The following is a 24,846-nucleotide window of genomic DNA, read 5'->3' on the forward strand; positions in this document are numbered from 1 at the left end:
TTCATCTGCATATGGATGAACAAAAAAACCGCTGCGGGCCCCGCAGCGGTTTTTCTTTGTCGGGCGCGCTTTTTACAGACCGAGATAGTCCGCTTGTTGTGGGTTGGTTGCGGCAATCCGGTCGGCATGGCCTTTCAGCACTTTGAAATGGGCCAGCGCTGCTTTTTGATCGACCGTAGCCAAGCGATGAGACTTTTGCGGCCGCCAGCCTAATCCGAAAAGGATCGCCTGCCAGCTTTCTGCTCCGAAAAAGCTCCGCCCTGTGAAGTCAAACTGACCTGGCGCGCGCGATTCCCACAGGGAGAGCAGTTGCGCCAAACGCGGTGAATGCGGTGCTGATGTCGCGTCCCGCCAAAACTGCGTGTCGCGCCGGTCGCTGAGTTTGTAGTGCGCCTCGATGAAGGCGGAGACTTCGTCAAACAGTTCGGAAAAGATATTGCTGAACCAGTCTGCGTGAACCTCCATGTTGTTGTCGGTCAAGGACTTGAGGACCTCGACAAAAAGTCGTGCCGTGTATTCTACAAAATAGAGGCCTGTGGATTCCATGGGTTCAAGGAAGCCCGCTGCGAGACCAATTGCACAGCAATTGCCCTTCCATGCTTTGTCCATCCGTCCGATGCGAAGTTGGAAGTGCCGTGCGCGGGATTCGTCAAGTTGACCGGGATAGGCGTCTGAAAACTCTTTGAAAGCTTCGTCCTTAGACAGGTATTTGCTGGAATAGACATACCCGCGACCGCCCCGTGTTTGCAGGTCGATGTCAAAGGTCCACCCCGCATTGCGTGCGGTCGCTGTTGTGAAGGGCCGAGCCTCGATGTCTTTCGCATCCACCTGGCAGGTCACCGCGGAGTCCACCAGCAACTGCTCGGCGCCGGAAATGAATTCGCCGCCAAGCTCTTTTATGAGACGGGCCGCAAAGCCGGTGCAATCGACAAAGATGTCGGCCTCGATCTGCTTGCCATTGCGCAGGTGCAGTCGGTCGATTTTACCTTTTGTCGACTCAACCTTGTCCACGTGAGAGATGATGTGGTTGACGCCCCGTTGCGTCGCGATTTTCTTCAAAAAGTGGGCAAATGCGTTGGCGTCGAGATGGTATCCATACGGGACAATGCCGTGATAGGGGACATCACTTTTCTGGCGCGGGGACACGCCGCGGCGCGCAAGACGACTCTGGATGCCGGCCCAGTAATCATACCGTGCCATAGCACCTTCGCTACGGTCCGCCTTCAGAAAATTCAAAGCCGCATGGTTCTCAAAGACCACGGGAGGATTTTCGAAGGGGTGGAAGAATGGCGGGGTATTTTCCGACCAACCGACAAACTCGATGCCATGTTTGAAAGTTCCCTGGCATTCGTTGAGGAATTTTTCTTCGGAGATGCCGGCGTCTTCAAGGTAGCCGCGCATGGTGTGGATCGTCGCCTCTCCGACACCGGTTGGGGGCACCTCTGCGGATTCGATCAACGTCATTTTCAGTTTGCGCCCGTCGAACTTGAAATGGTTCGTGACATAAGCCGCCATCATCCAACCAGATGATCCCCCGCCAACGATACAAATGTGCAGGGGCTTGGGGCCCTCTTGCGATTTCGAGTTCGATTTTTTGGATGGCACGCGACGTCTCCGATCTAAATTCGTGGGTGGCAGGAGGGTGAATCAGCAGCCCCCCTTTGGCAACAGGAAATCGTTAAGTGTTCCCAGGCGGGATGTGGCATGGGGCCGCCCTCAGACTTGGTGATGTTCCTGAGTTGGATACGGAACCGCAGATGATGTTGAAAGCGCGTGGAGCGCATTTATCGAATTTGGCCGCGAAATACCCCAAGAGCCGGAATTCACGCGGGTCAGCAAACCCGACTAAGTTTGCCAGGTCACGGACGACCTCGCGCCGCACGGATTTTGGCATTCCGTTGGCCAAAAGGTCAGTGAAACCTTTCGCAAAAGCGGCGTTTTGCAGTTGTTCCCTTGCTATCTTTGTCATCTTGGCCTAAGTCCGCGATCTGTTGCATTGGGTTAAACAACTCAGGGCAGCGATTCCCCGTGGGAGGCGCGCGCATCGCGATGTGCAGACCAGACCACACAACATAGATATCTGAGGGACGCGTCCCAAAGATGTTGGATTAGGAGAAAACCAAATGGCTAAGAAGCTAGCTGGTACAATGAAGCTGCAGGTTCCTGCAGGTCAAGCCAACCCTTCCCCACCCGTCGGTCCGGCGCTGGGTCAGCGCGGCATCAACATCATGGAATTCTGTAAGGCGTTCAACGCTAAGACACAGGATCTGGAAGCGGGCGCGCCGTGCCCAACCGTGATCACCTACTATCAGGACAAGTCCTTCACTATGGACATCAAGACGCCCCCTGCGTCTTACTACCTGAAGAAGGCTGCCAAGCTGAAATCCGGTGCAAACCTGCCAGGTCGTGAGACCGTTGGTTCGGTGACACCCGCTCAGGTGAAAGAAATCGCCGAAGCGAAAATGAAAGACCTGAACGCAAACGACATCGATGCTGCTATGCAGATCATCCTTGGTTCGGCGCGTTCTATGGGCATCGAGGTGAAGTAATGGCGAAGCTTGGTAAACGTACTGCCGCAGCGCGCGAAGCGTTCGCAGGCAAAGTTAATGTGACCGTTGAAGAAGCTGTTGCTTTGGTCAAAGGACATGCCACCGCGAAATTCGACGAAACTGTCGAAATCGCCGTGCAGCTGGGTGTTGACCCACGTCACGCAGACCAGATGGTTCGCGGCGTAGTTGGCCTGCCTAACGGCACCGGCAAAACCGTTCGCGTGGCCGTTTTTGCACGTGGCCCGAAAGCCGAAGAAGCACAGGCAGCTGGCGCGGATATCGTTGGCGCAGAAGATCTGATGGAAACCGTTCAGGGCGGCACCATTGATTTTGATCGCTGCATCGCGACACCGGACATGATGCCGGTTGTTGGCCGCTTGGGTAAAGTACTTGGCCCACGTAACCTGATGCCGAACCCCAAAGTTGGCACTGTAACTATGGATGTGAAAGCAGCCGTAGAGGCAGCCAAAGGCGGCGAAGTTCAGTTCAAAGTCGAAAAAGCTGGTGTGGTTCACGCCGGTGTTGGCAAAGCTTCGTTTGACGAAGGTAAACTGGTTGAGAACGTCAAAGCCTTTATGGATGCCGTTCTGAAAGCCAGGCCAGCCGGTGCAAAAGGCGCCTATGTCAAAAAGATCGCTCTGAGCTCCACAATGGGCCCAGGTGTGACCATCGACATCGACAACGCCGCTGCACAGTAAGCTGTCAGACGTGTAAGATTTTGAGGGCGTCCCTGTCGGGGCGCCCTTTTTCGTGGCCTCAACCCGTCTGTCGATTCCTCGGTTGCATCGTGTTTTTGGTAAGTCAGTTCGCCTTACTTAAGTCTGTTAACGCTATTGCAACTTAAAACTTGTCTGGTCTTTTCTGGAAAAACGGATCAACCACGTGAACACCACCGGTCTCTCAAAGCGATATTTGCGCCGCACTGCCGCGCTTGCGCTCGGCATTTTGTTTATGGCGAGCATCGGCGCCTTTGGCATTTCGACGCTGGGCCAGCGCGACGTGTCGATGCGGTCGGTAAACGTGCATGCTTTGGACAAGGTTCTGGTTGCTGTGGCGGAAATGTCGGTGGCGTTGGAACAGATCCGGATGAATCCGAATTTACAACGCTCCCGGGTCGAACAAGGGCGGGTGTCGCGCGCGCTGCGCACCGCTCGGGAGGGGGCGTTCGAGATGGACGCGGCGTTCAGGGCCGGACGTTTTTCAGCGGAGGCTGAAAAGATCTTTCTGACGATGACGCTGTCCCTGATCGATGAGTTGCGGGATTTGTTTCTTCTTGCCGGGATTATAGTAGATCCTGAAAATGACGCAAAAAAGAAGGCCACAGCAGCGGCGTTGGCTGCGGATATCAGCAGGCAATTGATACCGGTTCTACAGAGGGTCATCCAAGAAGAAATCGGCGCCGTGGATCGTGCAACTGATAGGCAGCTTTTGCTGTCGATCTTTGCAACATTTGTAGCGTTGTCCGGCATTGGCGTGGTGATCGTTTTGGTTTTGTTGCCGATGGAAAGGTTAATTGTCGCAAGCCAGGAGGAGATTGAGGCCAGTCGGCAGGAAGCCTTGGCGGCTTCGCTCGCGAAGTCACAGTTTCTTGCGACAATGAGCCATGAAATTCGCACCCCCCTGAATGGGGTTTTGGGCTTGAACCAAGTGTTGCAGGACAGTGAAACGGACCCAGAGCGTCGTCAGATGTTGGCGCTGGCGGTGTCCAGTGGCCAGTCTTTGCTGCAAATAATCAATGACATTCTCGATCTCTCAAAGATCGAGGCGGGCAAGCTGGAATTGGAGCGTGGAGACTTCGACGCGATCGCCTTGTGTCAGGACGTCACTGACCTGTTTCAGATGCAAGCACAGGAAAAAGGTGTGGCGCTAAAGCTGCAACTGCCGGATGGGGTTGATACTTGGTGGGTGTCGGGTTTTGCTAAAGAAGTCCGCCAGATTTTACTCAATCTCGTCAGCAACGCGCTCAAATTTACCGACAGCGGGTCAGTCACCGTGCACTTGTCCGAAGATCAAAATCCCAAAGATGGCGGGGTGCTGATGAGGATTTCGGTGCAAGACACAGGTATCGGCATTTCCGGCGAGGCGCTGGAACGGGTATTTGAACAGTTTGAACAGGCGGACGCATCGACCACCACACGATATGGTGGAACCGGGCTTGGCTTGCCGATTGTCAAACGGCTGGCCGAAGCGCTGGAAGGGCGGGTTTCAGCGGAAAGCGCGGTTGGCGAAGGATCAAGATTTACGCTCGTTTTGCCAGTTCAAAATGCGATAAGCAGCGCCGTAGAAAAATCCTCGGCGCAACGTCCGGAACCTGTTTTGGCGGGAACACGTGTTCTTGTGGCGGACGACAACCGCGTGAACCAACTGGTCGCCCAAAAGATGCTTGAAAAACTCGGGTGCGAGGTCAAGGCAGCTCATGATGGATTTGTCGCAGTCCAGTTGGAGCGGGAATGGCGTCCTGACATCGTCCTGATGGACGTCAGGATGCCGGGCATGGATGGGCTTGAGGCGACGCGCAACATCCGAGAAGCCGCACGGGACGCAGAGCGGAGCGCAGTGTCGATCATCGGATTGTCAGCCAACGCACTACAAGAACATCGTCGAGCTGGCCTAGAGGCCGGGATGGACGGGTATCTGACAAAACCGTTGAAGCGGGAGGCTTTGGTGGCCGAGCTGCAGCGGCATTTGTCGATTATTGAATTGAACAACAAGAGTGAGACTTCGAAATGCGTCTGAACGTGATGGCAATAACTTTGTGTGCTGCGGCCGCGTGTGCACAGCAATCGGTCGCAGATCCGACTGAAGTCTGGTTTTTGAATTGGTCGGATTACATCGATCCAACGGTTACAGAAAGCTTTGAAGCTGACCTTGGGTTCAACATCGAAATTGAAGAATATGACGAGGCCAATGCGGCCGAGTCCCGCCTGTCTGCGCGGAGTACAGGGTATGATCTGGCAGTGGTTTCAGCCGAGTCAGTTGCGCGATTGGCTGAGACCGGCGCGCTGAAGCGGATAGACACGTCTTTGGCGCCGAACATCGCGGCGTTGGACGGTGGGTTGTGGGACACGTTCCGGTCCTCGATGCCGCAAGCCAGCGGGTATTCGGTCCCCTACCTTTGGGGCACGACAGGTATGGCATTTGATCGCGAGGCGGTTGCAGAACGGTTGCCCGGTGTGGCGACGGACAGTTGGTCATTGATATTTGATCCGGCGAACGCCGCCAAGCTTGCGGATTGTGGAATTGTGATCGCCGATTCAAGCGAAGAGGTTGTTGCAATAACTTTGGCTTATCTCGGGAGAGACCCGCATTCTCGTGCGCCAGAGGACATTGATGCCGCGTTTGAAGTTTTGGAAGGCATAGCGCCTTATGTGCGATCGTTTGAGTCCACTTTGTATGACGCTTTCTCGGATGAAGATATGTGTATGGCGCTGTCTTGGAGCACAGAGGTTTTGGGCCCGATTATGGAAGGTTTCACGGACCGATATGAGTTTGTTTTGCCGAAGGAAGGCGCGAACCTTTGGGTCGATGTTTTTGTCCTGCCGGTTGACGCCGAGAATGAGGCTGGGGCAATGCAGTTCCTTAATCATGTCATTTCGCCAATGAACTTGACCATGTCTGCCGTCTATAGCTCGGGCGCAATTTCTGCGCCGGTTACCTTGGAATTGGTGGATTGGGAGGCCTACGACCTACCGGCGTTGACCCTGCCGCCTGAGGTCCGGGAAAATCTGTTTTTTGTGTCAGATCGCAGCGTTGAGCAGAAACGTTCGCTGGAGCGCCGGTGGCGGTTGATGCAGGTCGGAATGTGAAGGACTGCGGCTCCGGTGAAGTGCGGCTTTGAAGGTCTGGACCAAAAATGCCAGATCTTCGCGCGTTACGTGGGTTTCTTGCCAAATGCGGATGGATTGATCCGCCCTCACGGAAAGCAAGAGGATGCAGCCGTCATCCTCTCCGAAAAGGCTGCCGTTGCCGCGTCCACACAGAAGATTGCCATTGCCGACAATCCCCCCCAAGCAGGTTAATCCGCGTAATGGGTCGTACGCGAGATAGTCACGCATGATATCGGAGCCGCGGTGCCGGTAAGGGTATTATTGTCAAAATCAGTGCCGCTAACAAAAGGCATAGGTGACTGCGTTTTGCGAATGAAGGCTTTGGGGGAAGTGGAAAAGGACCGAAAACATTGAGTGCCCCATCTCGGGACATTCGGTGATTTTGGAGTTTTCGAAAAGTATTGGCGCTGTGGGAAACGCCCAAAGAGGCTGTAGAGCGGACGATCAGGCGTGCGCAATTGGGTGGGGCGCGGGCTGATGCGCTGACGGGCAGCAGCCGTGCATGGGAATTCGACTCTTGCCAAACGCCCCGCATGGCTTTAAGCGGAGCCTGCCCATCACTTGAGGAGTCGCGCAATCGATTCTTTTGGAGGTGGCCTGTCCAAGACGGAGGGTTCCTGCGAATGCTGGAATAATTCCTTCCTGAGATGGGGTAAGAGACAAGTTTCCGAAGGTAACCTACCTTCGGGTGATCTTGGTTCCCAACCCAAAGTTTGGACCTGAACGCGCGCCCCATTTGGGGTGTTGCAAAACTGAGCCGGGGAGAAATCCCCAAATTTGGAGTGAAACTGTGGATAGAGCGCAAAAAGAGAAAGTGGTCGACGAGCTCGGCCAGATCTTTGAAGCCTCTGGCGTTGTAGTGGTTTCCCACTACGCGGGTCTCACGGTTGCTGACATGCAGGACCTTCGTGCGCGCGCGCGTGATGCGGGTGGTTCTGTACGTGTTGCCAAAAACAAGCTCGCCAAGATCGCCCTCGAGGGTAAGCCGTGCGAAAGCATTGGTGATTATCTCGATGGTATGACCGTTCTAACCTATTCCGAGGACCCTGTGGCAGCAGCCAAGGTCGCCGAGGACTTTGCCAAGGAGAACAAAAAGTTCGAAATCCTTGGCGGGGCAATGGGTGAGAACGCTCTGGACCGTGCCGGTGTTACGACAGTTTCGAAAATGCCTTCTCGCGACGAGCTTATTGCTTCGATCGTGGGTTGCATTGGCGCACCTGCTTCGAACATCGCTGGTGCCATTGGCGCGCCTGCAAGCAACATCGCTTCCATCCTGTCTACCATCGAGGAAAAGGCAGAGGCGGCGTAAGCAACCCAGAAACCGCGTATGGGATTTTTGCCCGACGTTGGAACACATACCTAGAAACGGAAAGAGTCTAAAATGGCTGATCTGAAAGCACTCGCAGAAAGCATCGTGGGTCTGACCCTGCTGGAAGCACAAGAACTGAAAACCATCCTCAAAGACGAGTATGGCATCGAGCCCGCCGCTGGCGGCGCAGTTGTAATGGCAGCTGGCGGCGACGCCGGTGGCGCAGCTGAAGAAGAGCAAACAGAATTCAACGTAATCTTGAAATCTGCTGGCGCTTCTAAAATCAACGTCATCAAAGAAGTCCGCGCCATCACTGGCCTGGGCCTCAAAGAAGCTAAAGAATTGGTTGAAGCTGGCGGCAAAGCTGTCAAAGAAGCTTGCTCCAAGGACGAAGCTGAAGAGATCAAAGGCAAGCTGGAAGCAGCTGGCGCCGAGGTCGAAGTTAAGTAATTCGGTTTTTCACCGAGTTATTGCAGGCGTCCCTTTGGGGGCGCCTGTTTTCGTTTTGGGATGTCACTCGCAAATTGGCAATTCAAGCGGTGACCGCTTTGGCAGTGAGTTTCGCCATTTGTTTATGATCGGTTGAAGCGTGCGTTTGGGCCAGAATTTTGGAGCGCCAATCGCCTTGAGGCAGGCCTCGTTCCAGTAAAGGCCGGTGCGAGTCAGTGACGTGCCTGTCCTGACAGCCTTGGCGACGGCGTTGATGTCTTGAGACGCAGGATAAATGTAGAGTGTGGTTGGGTTCTTTTCCGCAAGCTTTAGGATTTCTTCGGTTGCTGGCTCTGACCATGTTGTGCAGCCATTGCTTCGGCCGGAGGTGTAGTCGACAAGCCTTCCGAAGGGCACGTAGCCTTTATCATTTGCATGTTTGCTTTGTGGTTTTTCCATCCGGCATTGCCATCGCATGAACATAGCTCGGTGCCCGCCAATGGCGCGTTCGCGTGCGTTGCTTGTTTCTCCCTCGCCGTCAAACAGCAGGAAAGTGCGCAGGAATGGTTTCGCGCCCTTAGAGCTTTGGTAGTAGCCTTTGAAGGAGGTGCGGGATTCCGCGGTGACATAGGCGCCGCCCGCGGTGAGTTTGGAGCCTTCAGCGTTGCTGAAGTTGCGGGCGCACTGCCGTCCGTTTGAGAAATTTGCACGTTTTAGTTTGCGGCCGTTCCCATAGCCGGAGGACACGGCTTTGAATATGCGAGAGGCCTCGCAAACCACATAAAACCGAGAGAGGGCTGCGCCGTTAGAGGCGGTGCTGGGCCGCGTGGCGTCCATGGCGAAGTAACAGCCGTTTTTGACGGAGCCGTTTTGAACCTTCTCTAAATGGAGGCTGCGCGCGCGGTCCAGCACTACGGGCGCGATCTGGTCTGTGCCCGTGCCAACGTGTTTTTGCAGCCATTTGGGAACAGCGGGAGAAGACGCCGCTAGGGGCGTGGCGAGCGTAGCCGCGATCAGGGCGCCTGTTCGAAAAGCGCGGGTGCGTGACGTGGATGACATAACAGTGTCCCCTCAACATGACTGACCAAGACCAACTGTGCCAAGCTTGCACGAGTTCGGGCGCTCTGGTCTAGGGGGCCTTGGTCGCATGACGTTGATGGGGTTGCCTCGGGGCGGAGACTAAAGGTGGTGATTTCCCGACCTACGGATTAATCAAATGTCAAGTCCCGAGGGGTTGCCATTCTCCGGGCGATTCACTATTCCGTAGTCTCTTGCGGTTTCGAGCGATTCGGGGCCGCTTTTGTCCTTTGTGGATTTTTGTGAACAGGCGGCGCGGTTTTCGGGGGCATTTGATCACCCGACAGGAAAGACAACGACAGACAATATAACACGTTTTCCAAGGTGGGACCCCCCGGCTTGGCAAGCCTCTTGAGTGACGCAAGTATGCGATAAACAAGAGGTTTTCCAAGGCAGGGATCAAAGATCGAGAGGCTCCGGTGGGACGGAGCCGAGAATGGATCTGATTCACGCCGTCACTGACGCGACGTGCCGGGGCCCGACGGCAAGTTGTTGACGAGATATCGAAAGGTGACATTGACCATGGCTCAAAGCTTCCTTGGCCAGAAACGTCTACGCAAATATTACGGCAAAATCCGCGAAGTGCTGGAGATGCCAAATCTGATCGAAGTGCAGAAAAGCTCTTATGATCTCTTCCTGAAATCCGGCGAACTTGAGATCCCCACCGACGGTGAGGGCATCAAAGGTGTGTTCCAATCGGTGTTCCCGATCAAGGATTTCAACGAAACCAGCGTGCTGGAATTCGTCAACTACGAGCTGGAAAAGCCGAAGTACGACGTTGAGGAGTGTCAGCAACGCGACATGACCTACAGCGCGCCTCTTAAAGTCACGCTGCGTCTGATCGTGTTTGATATCGACGAAGATACCGGTGCGAAATCGGTTAAGGACATCAAGGAACAAGACGTGTTCATGGGCGACATGCCTTTGATGACCCAAAACGGGACGTTCGTTGTGAACGGCACCGAGCGTGTGATCGTTTCCCAGATGCACCGCTCGCCCGGCGTGTTCTTTGACCACGACAAAGGCAAAACCCACTCTTCGGGTAAGTTGCTGTTTGCGTGCCGTATTATCCCATACCGCGGTTCGTGGTTGGATTTCGAATTCGACGCAAAAGACATCGTCTTTGCCCGTATCGACCGTCGTCGTAAGTTGCCTGTGACCACCCTGCTTTATGCGTTGGGTCTGGACCAGGAAGCCATCATGGATGCCTATTACGACACCGTGGATTTCAAGCTCGACAAGAACAAAGGTTGGGTCACCAAGTTCTTCCCGGATCGTGTGCGCGGCACTCGCCCGACATTCGATCTTGTAGACGCGGCCACCGGCGAAGTGATCTGTGAAGCTGGCAAGAAAGTCACGCCTCGCGCGGTCAAGAAAATCATCGACGACGGCACGATCACCGAGCTTGCGGTTCCGTTTGAGCATATCGTTGGCAAATTTGTTGCCAAGGACATCATCAACGAAGAAACCGGCGCGATCTATGTCGAAGCTGGTGATGAGTTGACGCTGGAGTACGACAAAGACGGCGATCTTATTGGTGGCACAGCCAAGGAACTGGTGGACGCGGGCGTCACCGAGATCCCTGTGCTGGACATCGACAACATCAATGTCGGTCCTTACATGCGCAACACGATGGCGGCAGACAAAAACATGGGCCGTGACACCGCGCTCATGGACATCTACCGCGTGATGCGTCCGGGTGAGCCACCCACCGTTGAAGCGGCGTCGAACCTGTTTGACACGTTGTTCTTTGATAGCGAGCGTTATGACCTTTCCGCGGTTGGCCGTGTGAAAATGAACATGCGCTTGGCTCTGGATGCAGAAGACACTCAGCGTACCCTGCGCAAAGAAGACATCGTGTCCTGTATCAAGGCGCTGGTCATGCTGCGCGACGGCAAAGGCGATATCGACGATATTGACCACCTTGGTAACCGTCGTGTGCGGTCCGTTGGCGAGCTGATGGAAAACCAGTACCGCGTGGGTCTGCTGCGTATGGAACGTGCGATCAAAGAGCGTATGAGCTCTGTTGAGATCGACACGGTCATGCCTCAGGATCTGATCAACGCGAAACCGGCCGCAGCGGCTGTACGTGAATTCTTCGGCTCTTCGCAGCTGTCGCAATTCATGGACCAAACCAACCCGCTGTCGGAAGTCACCCACAAACGCCGTCTTTCGGCGCTTGGCCCAGGCGGTCTGACACGTGAGCGTGCTGGCTTTGAGGTGCGCGACGTGCACCCGACCCACTATGGTCGGATGTGCCCGATTGAAACACCGGAAGGCCCGAACATTGGTCTGATCAACTCCTTGGCGACTTTTGCGCGCGTCAACAAGTATGGCTTCATCGAAACACCTTATCGCGTTGTCAAAGATGCGACGGTGACGGACGAAGTTCACTATATGTCGGCAACCGAAGAAATGCGTCACACTGTGGCACAGGCCAACGCATCGCTTGATGAAAACGGCAAGTTCCAGAACGATCTGGTGTCGACCCGTCAGTCCGGCGACTACACTCTTGCGCCAAGCGAGAATGTTGACCTGATCGACGTCAGCCCGAAACAGCTGGTATCGGTTGCGGCTTCGCTTATTCCGTTCCTTGAAAACGACGATGCTAACCGGGCCTTGATGGGCTCGAACATGCAACGCCAGGCGGTTCCATTGCTGCGCGCAGAAGCGCCGCTGGTAGGGACCGGCATCGAGGAAAAAGTGGCGATCGACTCTGGTGCGGCCATTCAGGCCAAACGTGCCGGGATCATCGACCAAGTGGATGCGCAGCGTATCGTGATCCGTGCTACATCCGACCTTGAGTTGGGTGATGCGGGCGTGGACATCTATCGTCTGCGCAAGTTCCAACGCTCCAACCAGAACACCTGTATCAACCAGCGTCCGCTGGTGAAGGTGGGTGACACGGTTTCCAAGGGCGAAGTGGTTGCTGACGGTCCATCGACCGACATCGGCGAACTGGCTTTGGGTAAAAACGTGGTCGTCGCGTTTATGCCTTGGAACGGCTACAACTATGAGGACTCCATCCTGATCTCCGAGCGCATCGCGCGTGACGACGTGTTTACTTCGGTTCACATCGAAGAATTCGAAGTCGCCGCACGTGACACCAAGCTTGGCCCAGAAGAAATCACTCGCGACATTCCAAACGTCGGTGAAGAAGCGCTGCGTAACCTCGACGAGGCTGGCATCGTTTACATCGGTGCGGACGTGGAGCCGGGCGATATTCTGGTGGGTAAGATCACGCCAAAAGGCGAAAGCCCGATGACACCGGAAGAAAAGCTTCTGCGTGCCATCTTTGGTGAGAAAGCCTCGGACGTGCGCGATACCTCGCTGCGTGTGAAGCCGGGTGACTTTGGTACTGTTGTTGAGGTGCGCGTCTTTAACCGCCACGGTGTGGAAAAAGACGAACGTGCGCTGCAGATCGAGCGTGAAGAGATCGAACGTCTGGCGCGTGACCGCGACGACGAACTCGCGATCCTTGACCGCAACATCTATGCGCGTCTCAAGAGCATGATTATGGGCAAGGTGGCTGTCAAAGGCCCCAAAGGCGTCAAGCCGAACTCCGACATCAACGACGAGTTGCTCAACAGCCTGTCCCGCGGTCAGTGGTGGCAACTGGCATTGGCAGACGAAGCCGATGCTCAAGTTGTCGAAGCCCTGAACGAGCAGTACGAGATCCAGAAACGTGCGCTTGAGCACCGCTTTGAGGACAAAGTCGAGAAAGTCCGTCGTGGTGATGATCTGCCACCCGGTGTGATGAAGATGTGTAAGGTCTTTATTGCTGTGAAGCGTAAGCTTCAGCCAGGTGACAAAATGGCCGGCCGTCACGGCAACAAAGGTGTTATTTCCAAGGTTGTACCTATGGAAGACATGCCGTTCCTCGCAGACGGTACACCCGTTGACTTCTGTCTGAACCCACTTGGTGTTCCGTCGCGTATGAACGTTGGTCAGATCCTTGAAACCCACATGGGTTGGGCCGCACGTGGTCTTGGCATCAAGATCGACGACGCAGTTCAGGAATACCGTCGTTCCGGCGACCTGACTCCAGTGCGCGAAATGATGCGTCTGGCCTATGGCGAGGATGTCTATGAAGAAGGCATCGCCGACATGGACGAAGGTCAGTTGATGGAAGCCGCAGGCAACGTCACCAACGGTGTGCCAATCGCGACACCAGTCTTTGATGGCGCCAAGGAAGGCGACGTGAATGACGCTCTGGTTCGTGCCGGGTTCTCTGAATCCGGTCAGTCGATCTTGTTTGATGGCCGCACAGGTGAGCAGTTTGCCCGCCCAGTGACCGTCGGCATCAAGTATCTACTGAAACTGCACCACCTTGTGGATGACAAAATCCACGCGCGTTCCACTGGTCCGTACTCCTTGGTCACACAGCAGCCGCTGGGTGGTAAGGCACAGTTCGGTGGTCAGCGCTTCGGTGAGATGGAAGTCTGGGCTCTGGAAGCTTACGGCGCCGCTTATACACTGCAGGAAATGCTGACAGTGAAGTCGGATGACGTGGCAGGCCGGACTAAGGTCTACGAAAGCATCGTCAAAGGCGAAGACAACTTTGAAGCGGGCGTGCCGGAATCGTTTAACGTTCTGGTGAAAGAAGTCCGTGGTCTCGGCTTGAATATGGAACTCCTGGATACGGAGGGGGAAGAGTGAGGGCGCAGCCTCTCACTCCCTTCCACTCTCCCCTAGAATTTGAGGTATCAAAATGAACCAGGAACTGACGAACAACCCGTTTAACCCGCTGACGCCACAAAAAGCGTTTGACGAGATCAAAGTCTCGCTGGCATCGCCAGAGCGGATCCTGTCGTGGTCTTATGGCGAGATCAAAAAGCCGGAAACCATCAACTATCGTACGTTCAAGCCTGAGCGTGACGGTCTGTTCTGCGCGCGTATCTTTGGCCCGATCAAAGATTACGAATGCCTGTGCGGCAAATATAAGCGCATGAAATATCGCGGCGTTGTCTGCGAGAAATGTGGTGTTGAAGTTACGCTTCAGAAAGTGCGCCGCGAGCGCATGGGCCACATCGAGCTGGCCGCCCCAGTGGCACACATCTGGTTCCTCAAGTCGCTGCCATCGCGCATCGGCCTGATGCTGGACATGACACTGCGTGATCTGGAACGTGTTCTGTATTTCGAAAACTATGTTGTCATCGAGCCTGGTCTGACCGACCTGACTTACGGCCAGATGCTGACCGAAGAAGAGTACATGGATGCGCAGGATGCGTATGGCATGGACGCCTTCACCGCCAACATCGGTGCCGAAGCGATCCGTGAGATGCTGTCCCAGATTGATCTGGAAGCCGAAGCCGAGCAGCTGCGTGCTGATCTGGCAGAAGCGACTGGTGAGCTGAAGCCCAAGAAGATCATCAAACGTCTGAAAGTGGTCGAAAGCTTCATTGAATCCGGCAACCGTCCGGAGTGGATGATCCTGACCGTGATCCCTGTGATCCCGCCAGAGCTGCGCCCGCTGGTGCCGCTGGATGGGGGCCGCTTTGCGACCTCTGACCTCAACGATCTGTATCGTCGTGTGATCAACCGGAACAACCGCCTGAAGCGTCTGATCGAACTGCGTGCGCCCGATATCATCGTGCGTAACGAAAAGCGGATGCTGCAGGAATCTGTGGATGCGTTGTTTGACAATGGCCGTCGTGGTCGTGTGATCACCGGCGCCAACAAGCGTCCGTTGAAATCGCTCAGCGACATGCTGAAAGGTAAGCAGGGTCGTTTCCGTCAAAACCTTTTGGGTAAGCGCGTCGACTTCTCTGGCCGTTCGGTGATTGTGACCGGTCCGGAACTGAAATTGCATCAATGTGGTCTTCCTAAGAAGATGGCGTTGGAGCTGTTCAAACCGTTCATTTACTCACGTCTCGAAGCCAAAGGTCTGTCTTCCACCGTGAAGCAAGCCAAGAAGCTGGTCGAGAAAGAGCGTCCCGAAGTTTGGGACATCTTGGACGAAGTGATCCGCGAACACCCTGTCATGCTGAACCGTGCGCCTACGCTGCACCGTCTTGGCATTCAGGCATTTGAACCCGTTCTGATCGAAGGTAAGGCTATTCAGCTGCACCCGCTGGTCTGCTCGGCGTTCAACGCTGACTTTGACGGTGACCAAATGGCTGTTCACGTGCCGCTCTCGCTGGAAGCCCAGCTGGAAGCGCGCGTTCTGATGATGTCCACGAACAACGTTCTGTCGCCTGCAAACGGCGCGCCGATCATTGTTCCTTCTCAGGATATGATCTTGGGTCTGTACTACACCACGATCATGCGTGATGGCATGAAGGGTGAAGGCATGGTCTTTAGCTCGCTCGACGAGGTGCAATACGCGATCGACAGCGGCACAGTGCACCTGCACGCCAAAGTCACCGCGCGTATCCCGCAGATCGACGAAAACGGTCTTGAGGTGATGGAACGTGTTGAAACCACGCCTGGTCGTGTGCGTCTGGGCTCGCTTTTGCCGCAGAACAACAAGGCTCCGTTCGCGCTGGTGAACAAGCTTTTGCGGAAAAAAGACGTGCAGAACGTCATCGACACCGTCTACCGCTACTGCGGTCAGAAAGAGTCCGTGATCTTCTGTGACCAGATCATGACCATGGGCTTCCGTGAAGCGTTCAAGGCTGGCATTTCGTTTGGTAAAGACGACATGGTTATCCCTGACAACAAATGGACGATCGTGGACGGTACACGCGATCAGGTGAAAGACTTTGAACAGCAGTACATGGACGGCCTGATTACTCAGGGCGAAAAGTACAACAAAGTTGTCGACGCCTGGAGCAAGTGTAACGACAAGGTTACCGACGCGATGATGGACACCATCTCGTCCGCGCAAACGGATGAAGATGGCTCTGAAGCGGAACCGAACTCGGTCTACATGATGGCCCACTCCGGTGCGCGTGGCTCGGTCACTCAGATGAAACAGCTGGGCGGTATGCGTGGCCTGATGGCCAAGCCAAACGGCGACATCATCGAGACACCGATCATCTCGAACTTTAAAGAAGGTCTGACCGTTCTTGAGTACTTCAACTCCACCCACGGTGCCCGTAAGGGTCTGTCGGATACGGCTTTGAAGACTGCGAACTCGGGTTATCTGACACGTCGTCTGGTGGACGTTGCTCAGGACTGCATCGTGCGCGCGCATGACTGTGGTACTGAAACTGCGATCACCGCTGAAGCAGCCGTTAATGACGGTGAGGTTGTGGCCTCGCTGGCAGAGCGCGTGCTGGGTCGTGTGGCTGCTGAGGATATCCTCAAGCCAGGCACCGACGAAGTGGTGGTAGCCGAAGGTCAGTTGATCGACGAACGTATGGCAGATGCCGTCGACGAAGCAGCGGTTCAGTCCGCACGCATCCGCAGCCCGCTGACTTGTGAAGCGGAAGAGGGCGTTTGTGCAATGTGTTACGGTCGTGACCTTGCACGCGGCACCATGGTGAACACCGGCGAAGCTGTCGGTATCATCGCGGCGCAGTCGATCGGTGAACCTGGTACACAGTTGACGATGCGGACGTTCCACATCGGCGGCGTTGCACAAGGTGGCCAGCAGTCGTTCCTCGAAGCCAGCCAAGAAGGCAAGATCGTCTTTGAAAACGCGCAGATTCTTGAAAACGCAAATGGCGAGATCCTCGTCATGGGTCGTGGCATGAAACTGTTGATCATCGACGAGGCCGGCGAAGAGCGTGCGAACCACAAAGTTGGTTATGGCTCTAAGCTGTTTGTCAAAGACGGCCAGAAGATCGGCCGCGGCGACAAGCTGTTTGAATGGGATCCCTACACTCTGCCAATCCTTGCGGAGAAGACGGGTACCGCCAAATTTGTCGACCTTGTTTCGGGCATCGCTGTGCGTGACGAGACCGACGAAGCGACCGGTATGACACAGAAAATCGTGGTTGATTGGCGTTCTGCGCCAAAAGGCAACGAGCTTAAGCCGGAGGTGATCATTGTAGACGCCGATGGTGAGCCTGTGCGCAACGATGCAGGCAACCCGGTTCACTATCCGATGTCTGTGGACGCCATTCTGTCGATTGAAGAACAGCAGGATGTCCAAGCTGGTGACGTTATCGCGCGTATCCCGCGTGAAGGCGCCAAGACCAAGGACATTACCGGTGGTCTGCCACGTGTTGCTGAACTGTTCGAAGCACGTCGTCCGAAAGATCACGCGATCATCGCCGAAATCGATGGTTACGTGCGCTTTGGCCGCGACTACAAGAACAAGCGTCGCATCTCGATCGAACCTTCGGACGAGAGCATGGAGCCCGTCGAATACATGGTGCCTAAAGGCAAGCACATTCCTGTTCAGGAAGGTGATTTTGTCCAGAAGGGTGACTATATCATGGACGGTAACCCGGCACCGCACGACATCCTGTCCATCATGGGTGTAGAAGCGCTGGCGGACTACATGATCGACGAAGTTCAGGACGTTTATCGCCTGCAAGGTGTGAAGATCAACGACAAGCACATCGAAGTGATTGTGCGCCAAATGTTGCAGAAATGGGAAATCCAGGACTCTGGTGAAACCACACTGCTCAAAGGCGAGCACGTTGAGAAAGCTGAGTTTGACGCCGCCAACGAGAAGGCAGTGTCCGGAGGTCGTCGTCCCGCCAAGGGCGAGCCGATCCTGCTTGGTATCACCAAGGCGAGCTTGCAGACACGGTCGTTCATCTCGGCGGCGTCGTTCCAGGAAACCACGCGCGTTCTTACCGAAGCCTCTGTGCAAGGTAAGCGAGACAAGCTGGTTGGTCTTAAGGAAAACGTCATCGTGGGTCGCTTGATCCCTGCGGGTACCGGTGGGGCGACACAGCATGTGCGCTCCATTGCATCCGAACGGGACAATGTGGTCATCGAGGCCCGTCGCGAGGAGGCAGAAGCCGCCGCCGCGCTGGCAGCCCCGGTTGAGGATGTGCAGGCCGACGACGTGTTTGACAGCGGTCTGGTGGAAACCCCGGAAAGCCGCGAGCTCGACTAAGTCGACTTAACGGTTTGAGAATTGAGAAAGGCCCCCGGCATTGCGTCGGGGGCCTTTTCTGTTTTGGTGAGGGTGTGGAACCGGAGGGCAGCTATGCGGGACGAAGCTGTCTTTGAAAGACTTAAGGCATCATCCCGTCTTGTCATATCCCAAAGTGCATGATGAAAGTGCGATCCTTGCTTTCACTCACTCTAAGACAAGTCACTGCGAGTTTTTCAAAGCTTGAGACGACCTTATCTCGGTCCATATGGTGTTTTGCATAGGTGCCGCTTTCAAGGCTTTGCCCTTCCTCAAGTTCAAACCCTCCTGTCAAACTAAGTTCAGGCGGCGACTCTTTAAACAAAGAGGCCCAAGACTTTGAAATGCGCAGAAGCCTCTCAGCTCCAGAAGCTCGGATAACAGTTGGCCCAAACATGTTCAGTCCAGACTGGGGTTCCATGTTGCACGCAGGATTGAAGCTAGATATCCACCACAAACTGTCATTGATGTATTGGACAAGGTCATCGTGCAGTGAAACGTCTGCATCCATGCCGTAATAGCGCTGATAGTCGAAAGCTGGGTTGTCCGAGAGCTCCGCGAAAAAAAATTTATGAATCATTCGCCACTTTTATCCCAATGTGGGTCGCGACACAAAGGGCTCGGACCAGACCTCGGAGTATTTCAAATGGCATTGACTGACATTTGACCGGACATGGTTCGCGACACTTCCAGCAACAGACATCTCAATGAGTCCGATGCGTTCCCCGCAAGAGAGTTCTCCGCGAATTTGCCCCATCCCCTTGGCAATCCCACTGGCCGGGCGTAGCGTCGTTCGATTGACTTCACCGGAGCGCGCAGATGGCACTGTCAGACAACACTAAGGGCGCGCTGTTGATGATGTGCTCGATGGCGGCGTTTACGTTTAACGACACCTGCGTGAAGTTGCTGGGACCAGAAGTGCCGCTGTTTCAGATGCTGTTTTTGCGCGGTGTGGCGTCGAGCCTGATGATCTGGGGACTGGCCCATGCATTGGGCAATCTGCGGTGGCGGATACCGCGACGGGATTGGGGGCTGGTGGCCTTGCGCACCTGCGCCGAGATAGGCGCGGCATATCTCTTTATTACCGCGCTTTACCACATGCCAATCGCCAATGTGACGGCGATTTTGCAGGTGTTGCCGCTGACCGTTACGCTGGGTGGCGCTTTGCTGTTCGGCGAGGCGGTGGGCTGGCGGCGGATGTCGGCCATTCTGGCCGGTTTCCTGGGTATGTTGCTGATCGTCAGGCCAGGTCCCGAAGGGTTTGACCTTTATGCCGGATACGCGCTTGGGGCTGTCTGTTTTGTGACCGTTAGAGATCTGTCGACACGGCGGATGTCGGCGGAAGTGCCATCCATGACCGTGACTTTGGTGGCCTCACTCGGTGTGATGCTGTTTGCCGGGGTCGCTAGTCTTGACACAGAGTGGGTGACCTTGGACCTTCACCAGGTCGCGTTGATCGGCGGCGCGTCGGTGTTCATCCTTGGCGGATATCTGTTTTCGGTCATGGTGATGCGGCTGGGGGAAGTGTCGTTCACCGCGCCTTTCCGGTACTCAGGACTTCTGTGGGCGCTGTTGCTTGGGTTGGTGGTCTTTGGTGAATGGCCGGACCCGACCACTCTGCTGGGCTGTGTGATTGTTGTCGGGGCAGGGGTGTTCACTTTGTTGCGCGGCAGAAAATTGGCTCAGGAGAACAGCGCGCGAACGTGATCGGCATCGATGTTGAATACTCGCTTGAAGTGCGCTTCGTCTTCGGCGTCCAGAAGCGGTAGGCTCAGCGGTTTCGCGTTTTTCTGGCGGCTGTCGTTGAATTCGTTATGGCCGCGAATGAACATGTCTTCACCAGCAAAGCTGACAATGGGCATGAATTTCCCCATTTTTGAGTGCCCGAAGTTCAGGATGGTGATGTCTGACTTAGGGCTAACAGTCATCGCCAGCGCGGCAGTCCAGAGGTGTTCCATGGTGGGTTTGCCGCCAATACCGTCGGGACCAGCCGAGGCGATGTAGCCTTGCGAAAAGTCGATCGCGACGTGTTTGTTCTTGCGAATGAGCGTGTGCAGATCGTTCACCCGCTCGCGCAATCGTTCAACAAAGCGGATGTTGACGGCGTCATCGTCATCCATGCGAAATTGCAGGCAGTGGTCTTTGCTGTCGCGGCGCACAGCGTTGATCGCAACTTTCATAATATCGCGGTGTGGTTCGGGGGGATAGGCCGCGACAACAGCTTGAGGAATGTCTGCCAGCGCGGTTTGGAGGCGCTTGCGATACACATCTGGCATCTGATCGCCAATGATCACCAGAAAAGTGAAATCCGGATCGGTCTGAGCGCGCAAAGGCGGCAAAGTGAAGGCTTCAAAAATACGAAACCGCTCCTCCATACGGGCAGGATCGTAGAGGAATGCCATGCGCTCTTCAGGGGTTTCATGCTCAACCTGAAAGCCGCCCAGGGCGGGATAAGAAAATCGGCAAACGCCGATCACTTGCATGTCCTTGCTGTCCATTGCGAAGGCCCCGTGATATCGTCGGTATTGAGCAAAGCGCGTTCTGCGCACCTGCGGATTATCATGTCATTGCGCGAAACCGGACGCAACCGAACAGGGTGGTGGATATGGTATTAGCAACCGTTATGTTGGCCCTGTTGACAACGGCTCCGACTCCCCATATATCGCGGCCATCCGGCATTGGGATAAGTAACCCCTAAGCCGTTTCATAACTGTAGTGGTCAAGTTCTGGTCTACTTTGAAGACCGCAACCTCTGAGACTCCACCGCGTCGTTTGCCTCGGAATGGAAACGATTGCGGTTTTTGCGCTTGTGGAAACGCAAGTTGCGAGAAAGACAAAAGCCGCGCGGGTTCGCCCGCGTAAATTGAGTGAAGCAAACGGGAAAGAGACCCTATGCCAACGATCCAACAGCTGATCCGCAAACCGCGTCAGCCCAAAATCAAGCGCTCGAAGTCGCAGCACCTCGAGCAATGCCCGCAAAAACGCGGCGTTTGTACACGCGTGTACACAACCACACCTAAGAAACCGAACTCCGCTATGCGTAAAGTTGCGAAGGTACGCCTGACCAACGGTTACGAAGTGATTTCGTACATCCCGGGTGAAAGCCACAACCTTCAGGAACACTCTGTGGTTCTGATCCGCGGCGGTCGTGTAAAAGACCTTCCGGGTGTCCGTTACCACATCCTGCGCGGTGTTCTGGATACCCAAGGTGTTAAAGACCGTAAGCAACGTCGTTCGAAGTACGGCGCCAAGCGTCCCAAGTAAGAAGGAGAGGCTGAGATGTCACGTCGTCACGCCGCTGAAAAACGCGAAATCTTGCCTGACGCCAAATTTGGCGACAAGGTACTGAGCAAATTCATGAACAACCTGATGATCGACGGTAAGAAGTCGGTTGCGGAAACGATCGTTTACAACGCGCTTGATCGCGTTGAGGCGAAAATCAAACGTGCGCCTGTGGAAGTTTTCCACGAAGCGCTCGACCTGATCAAACCTTCGGTCGAAGTGCGTTCACGCCGAGTGGGTGGTGCCACTTATCAAGTTCCGGTTGAAGTGCGCCCTGAGCGTCGCGAAGCACTGGCCATTCGTTGGCTGATCACTGCTTCTCGCAACCGCAACGAAAACACCATGGAAGAGCGCCTTGCAGGCGAGCTTATGGATGCTGTGAACTCGCGCGGTACTGCTGTTAAAAAACGCGAAGACACGCACAAAATGGCCGAGGCAAACAAAGCCTTCAGCCACTATCGTTGGTAATTTCCAGAGGACATTAGACCAATGGCACGCGAATATCCCCTCGACCGCTACCGTAACTTCGGGATTATGGCTCACATCGATGCAGGTAAAACCACCTGTTCGGAGCGGATCCTGTTTTACACGGGCAAGTCCCACAACATCGGTGAAGTTCACGACGGCGCTGCAACCATGGACCACATGGAGCAGGAGCAGGAACGTGGCATCACCATCACTTCAGCTGCGACAACCACTTTCTGGGAGCGCACCGAGGACGGTGAGACTGCGGATTCTGAAAAGTTCCGCATGAACATCATCGACACCCCAGGCCACGTTGACTTCACAATTGAAGTTGAACGTTCACTGGCGGTTCTCGATGGTGCTGTTTGTGTTCTTGACGCCAACGCTGGTGTTGAGCCCCAGACCGAAACCGTTTGGCGTCAAGCTGATCGCTACAAAGTTCCACGTATGGTTTTTGTCAACAAAATGGACAAAATCGGCGCGGACTTCTTTAACTGCGTTCACATGATCGAAGACCGCACCGGCGCGACCGCTGTTCCGGTTGGTATTCCTATCGGTGCAGAAACCGAGCTGGAAGGTCTGCTGGATTTGGTAACCATGGAAGAATGGCTGTGGCAGGGTGAAGACCTTGGCGCGTCGTGGATCAAAGCACCGATCCGTGAAAGCCTTCAGGACATGGCCGATGAATGGCGTGGCAAAATGATCGAAGCCGCCGTCGAAATGGACGACGACGCGATGATGGAATACCTGGAAGGCAACGAGCCTGACGTGCCAACATTGCGTGCATTGCTGCGCAAAGGCACACTGGAAATGGCATTTGTGCCAGTTCTGGGCGGTTCTGCGTTCAAAAACAAAGGTGTTCAGCCCCTGCTTAACGCTGTGATTGACTATCTGCCCAGCCCGCTGGACGTCGTTGATTATATGGGCTTTAAACCCGGCGATGATGACGAAGTTCGTGATATTGCACGTCGTGCAGATGACGAAATGGCGTTCTCGGCTCTGGCGTTTAAAATCTGGAATGACCCCTTTGTTGGCTCGCTGACCTTTACCCGTATTTACTCCGGTAAAATCGAAAAGGGCGACAGCTTCCTGAACTCGACCAAAGGCAAAAAAGAGCGCGTTGGCCGCATGATGATCATGCACTCCAACGACCGTGATGAAATCAGCGAAGCATTCGCAGGTGACATTATCGCTCTGGGCGGTCTGAAAGACACCACAACCGGTGACACGCTTTGCGCGATCAACGATCCTGTGGTTCTGGAAACAATGACGTTCCCCGATCCTGTGATCGAGATCGCTGTTGAGCCTAAGACCAAAGGCGACCAAGAGAAAATGTCGACTGGCCTGCAGCGTTTGGCCGCCGAAGATCCTTCCTTCCGTGTGGAAACTGACATCGAAAGCGGTCAGACCATCATGAAAGGCATGGGCGAACTTCACCTCGACATCCTCGTGGACCGTCTGCGTCGTGAGTTCAAAGTGGAAGCCAACATTGGTGCCCCACAGGTTGCTTACCGCGAGACCATCGGTCACGAAGTCGAGCACAGCTACACCCACAAGAAACAATCTGGTGGGTCTGGTCAGTACGGCGAGGTGAAGTTGTTGATCTCTCCAACAGAGCCGGGCGAAGGGTACTCCTTTGAGTCCAAGATTGTTGGTGGTTCGGTTCCAAAAGAATACATCCCGGGTGTTGAAAAAGGCATCAAATCGGTCATGGATAGCGGCCCTCTGGCTGGCTTCCCTGTGATCGACTTCAAAGTTCAGCTGCTTGACGGTAAGTTCCACGACGTGGACTCCAGCATTCTGGCCTTTGAAATTGCGGGTCGTATGTGCATGCGTGAAGGCATGCGTCTTGCGGGTGCAAAACTGCTTGAGCCAATCATGAAAGTCGAAGTGATCACACCGGAAGAATACACTGGTGGCATCATTGGTGACCTTACTTCCCGTCGTGGGCAGGTGTCTGGTCAGGAAAACCGCGGTAACGCTGTTGCGATCGATGCATTTGTGCCTTTGGCCAACATGTTCGGTTACATCAACACGCTGCGTTCCATGAGCTCGGGCCGTGCCCAGTTCTCCATGCAGTTTGATCACTACGATCCGGTGCCGAATAACATCTCGGAAGAGATCCAAGCGAAATACGCGTAACCGGCGTCTGAAAAGGTCCGTTGCAATGACAATAATGTTGCCAAAAGAGCAAGTTTCGGTATTTACCGTACCGAAATGCTTGAGCACTTCGTTGTGTCACTTGTTCTTTGAGTATGAAAATGGTTTTGCAGCGGACAATCTTACAGTGAGCGGGAAAACGATTGGGATTCACACTTTGTATCCCACGGGCCCGTTCCGACGGACAAGCAAGCCCAGTCGGAATCGTTTTTGGCGTGCCGCGATCATTCGTGATCCGGTCTCGCGTGTCGTGTCCGTGTATCGCAATCGTATCGTCGAGGGAGAAATCCTGAAACGTAAAAGCCGTATTCGCGATTTGCGTGTATTTGGGGGTCTTCCCCAAGAACCGGATTTGGAAACCTTTGTGCAAAAGCTCGACAAGTACCGAGCTTCGCATGTGGGGGTCGCCCATCATTTGGAACCATTGTCGTTCTTTTTGGGGTCGGATCCTTCCTATTTTGATGCGATTTATACACTCAAACAGGTCCCTCAGTTTTTGGAGGATCTGCAATCCAATTTGGATCGAGAACTCCCGCCGCTTCGGCATCTTATGACGGCGGGACCCAAAATCACGGTGGACGACCTGAGCGAGTCCGGACGTCGCCAAATCGAAAAAATGTATGAAGAGGACTTGACCCTCTTTGGTCCGTTTTTGGACGGAAACTCTGAGCCGCAGCGAGACACATCGAGACGGCGAACTATGAAAGGAAAAGCCAATGGCTAAGGAAAAGTTTGAGCGCAGTAAACCGCACTGCAACATCGGCACCATTG

Annotated in this window: 17 protein-coding genes; 13 read left to right on the forward strand and 4 right to left on the reverse strand. The window is 54.7% G+C overall.

Translation table 11 applies throughout. The features are described from left to right. Positions 1-72: 72 nt before the first annotated feature. Entirely contained in the window at positions 73-1,605 is a 1,533-nt protein-coding gene (locus SHIM_RS01410; protein ID WP_152926373.1) for a tryptophan halogenase family protein, read from the reverse strand. Between the two features lie 518 nt (positions 1,606-2,123). Between SHIM_RS01410 and rplK the strand changes: the two genes are divergently transcribed. The 6 genes from rplK (at position 2,124) to rplL (ending at position 8,135) form a co-directional block, all read left to right on the forward strand. Beyond that, a complete protein-coding gene (gene rplK / locus SHIM_RS01415; RefSeq protein ID WP_054000829.1) occupies positions 2,124-2,549 on the forward strand; it encodes a 50S ribosomal protein L11 in 426 nt (141 codons plus the stop codon). Beyond that, the gene (gene rplA / locus SHIM_RS01420) at positions 2,549-3,247 is read left to right on the forward strand and encodes a 50S ribosomal protein L1 (RefSeq protein WP_054000830.1); all 699 of its coding nucleotides are present in this window, start codon (positions 2,549-2,551) and stop codon (positions 3,245-3,247) included. Before rplK ends, rplA begins: the two co-directional genes overlap by 1 nt. A 184-nt stretch (positions 3,248-3,431) precedes the next feature. Then, positions 3,432-5,285 (forward strand): ATP-binding protein, encoded by a 1,854-nt coding sequence (locus SHIM_RS01425; RefSeq protein ID WP_054000831.1) that lies wholly within the window; start codon positions 3,432-3,434, stop codon positions 5,283-5,285. After that, the gene (locus tag SHIM_RS01430; protein WP_054000832.1) at positions 5,276-6,355 is read left to right on the forward strand and encodes an extracellular solute-binding protein; all 1,080 of its coding nucleotides are present in this window, start codon (positions 5,276-5,278) and stop codon (positions 6,353-6,355) included. Before SHIM_RS01425 ends, SHIM_RS01430 begins: the two co-directional genes overlap by 10 nt. An 811-nt stretch (positions 6,356-7,166) precedes the next feature. Next, positions 7,167-7,685: a 50S ribosomal protein L10 gene (rplJ, locus tag SHIM_RS01440; protein ID WP_054000834.1), complete on the forward strand. Its 519-nt coding sequence runs from the start codon at positions 7,167-7,169 to the stop codon at positions 7,683-7,685. A gap of 72 nt (positions 7,686-7,757) precedes the next feature. Then, positions 7,758-8,135 carry a 50S ribosomal protein L7/L12 gene (rplL, locus tag SHIM_RS01445; RefSeq protein WP_054000835.1) on the forward strand — a complete coding sequence of 126 codons (378 nt, stop codon included), beginning with the start codon at positions 7,758-7,760 and terminating at the stop codon, positions 8,133-8,135. Positions 8,136-8,198: 63 nt separating this feature from the next. Here the strand turns inward: rplL and SHIM_RS01450 are convergent, their stop codons facing one another. Next, positions 8,199-9,173: a hypothetical protein gene (locus SHIM_RS01450; protein ID WP_054000836.1), complete on the reverse strand. Its 975-nt coding sequence runs from the start codon at positions 9,171-9,173 to the stop codon at positions 8,199-8,201. 540 nt (positions 9,174-9,713) lie between these two features. Here SHIM_RS01450 and rpoB point away from each other — a divergent pair. Together rpoB and rpoC are read left to right on the forward strand one after the other, a co-directional pair. Beyond that, positions 9,714-13,850 (forward strand): DNA-directed RNA polymerase subunit beta, encoded by a 4,137-nt coding sequence (gene rpoB, locus SHIM_RS01455; RefSeq protein WP_054000837.1) that lies wholly within the window; start codon positions 9,714-9,716, stop codon positions 13,848-13,850. Positions 13,851-13,902: 52 nt separating this feature from the next. Beyond that, positions 13,903-18,150, forward strand: a complete 4,248-nt coding sequence (gene rpoC, locus SHIM_RS01460) for a DNA-directed RNA polymerase subunit beta' (protein ID WP_054000838.1) — start codon at positions 13,903-13,905, stop codon at positions 18,148-18,150. Between the two features lie 142 nt (positions 18,151-18,292). On the opposite strand, the gene SHIM_RS01465 is transcribed toward rpoC, so the two are convergent. Next, on the reverse strand, positions 18,293-18,748 hold the full coding sequence (locus SHIM_RS01465; RefSeq protein WP_054000839.1) for a hypothetical protein: 456 nt from the start codon (positions 18,746-18,748) through the stop codon (positions 18,293-18,295). A gap of 239 nt (positions 18,749-18,987) precedes the next feature. Between SHIM_RS01465 and SHIM_RS01470 the strand changes: the two genes are divergently transcribed. Beyond that, on the forward strand, positions 18,988-19,875 hold the full coding sequence (locus tag SHIM_RS01470) for a DMT family transporter (RefSeq protein WP_054000840.1): 888 nt from the start codon (positions 18,988-18,990) through the stop codon (positions 19,873-19,875). On the opposite strand, the gene SHIM_RS01475 is transcribed toward SHIM_RS01470, so the two are convergent. Beyond that, positions 19,851-20,666 carry a putative rhamnosyl transferase gene (locus SHIM_RS01475; RefSeq protein WP_241488762.1) on the reverse strand — a complete coding sequence of 272 codons (816 nt, stop codon included), beginning with the start codon at positions 20,664-20,666 and terminating at the stop codon, positions 19,851-19,853. The two genes, SHIM_RS01470 and SHIM_RS01475, sit on opposite strands and share 25 nt — an antisense overlap. A gap of 394 nt (positions 20,667-21,060) precedes the next feature. Here SHIM_RS01475 and rpsL point away from each other — a divergent pair, with 394 nt between their 5' ends. From rpsL to SHIM_RS01495, 4 genes are read left to right on the forward strand one after another with little or no spacing between them, the layout of a single operon-like run. Then, on the forward strand, positions 21,061-21,432 hold the full coding sequence (gene rpsL, locus SHIM_RS01480; protein ID WP_054000841.1) for a 30S ribosomal protein S12: 372 nt from the start codon (positions 21,061-21,063) through the stop codon (positions 21,430-21,432). A gap of 15 nt (positions 21,433-21,447) precedes the next feature. Further along, the gene (gene rpsG, locus SHIM_RS01485) at positions 21,448-21,918 is read left to right on the forward strand and encodes a 30S ribosomal protein S7 (protein WP_054000842.1); all 471 of its coding nucleotides are present in this window, start codon (positions 21,448-21,450) and stop codon (positions 21,916-21,918) included. A gap of 21 nt (positions 21,919-21,939) precedes the next feature. Next, complete coding sequence (gene fusA, locus SHIM_RS01490) at positions 21,940-24,057, forward strand: elongation factor G (protein ID WP_054000843.1); 2,118 nt, start codon at positions 21,940-21,942, stop codon at positions 24,055-24,057. A gap of 25 nt (positions 24,058-24,082) precedes the next feature. Then, entirely contained in the window at positions 24,083-24,799 is a 717-nt protein-coding gene (locus tag SHIM_RS01495) for a sulfotransferase family 2 domain-containing protein (RefSeq protein ID WP_082358221.1), read from the forward strand. Positions 24,800-24,846: the final 47 nt, after the last annotated feature.

It is taken from the genome of Shimia sp. SK013 (assembly GCF_001292625.1).
Classification (GTDB): domain Bacteria; phylum Pseudomonadota; class Alphaproteobacteria; order Rhodobacterales; family Rhodobacteraceae; genus Shimia.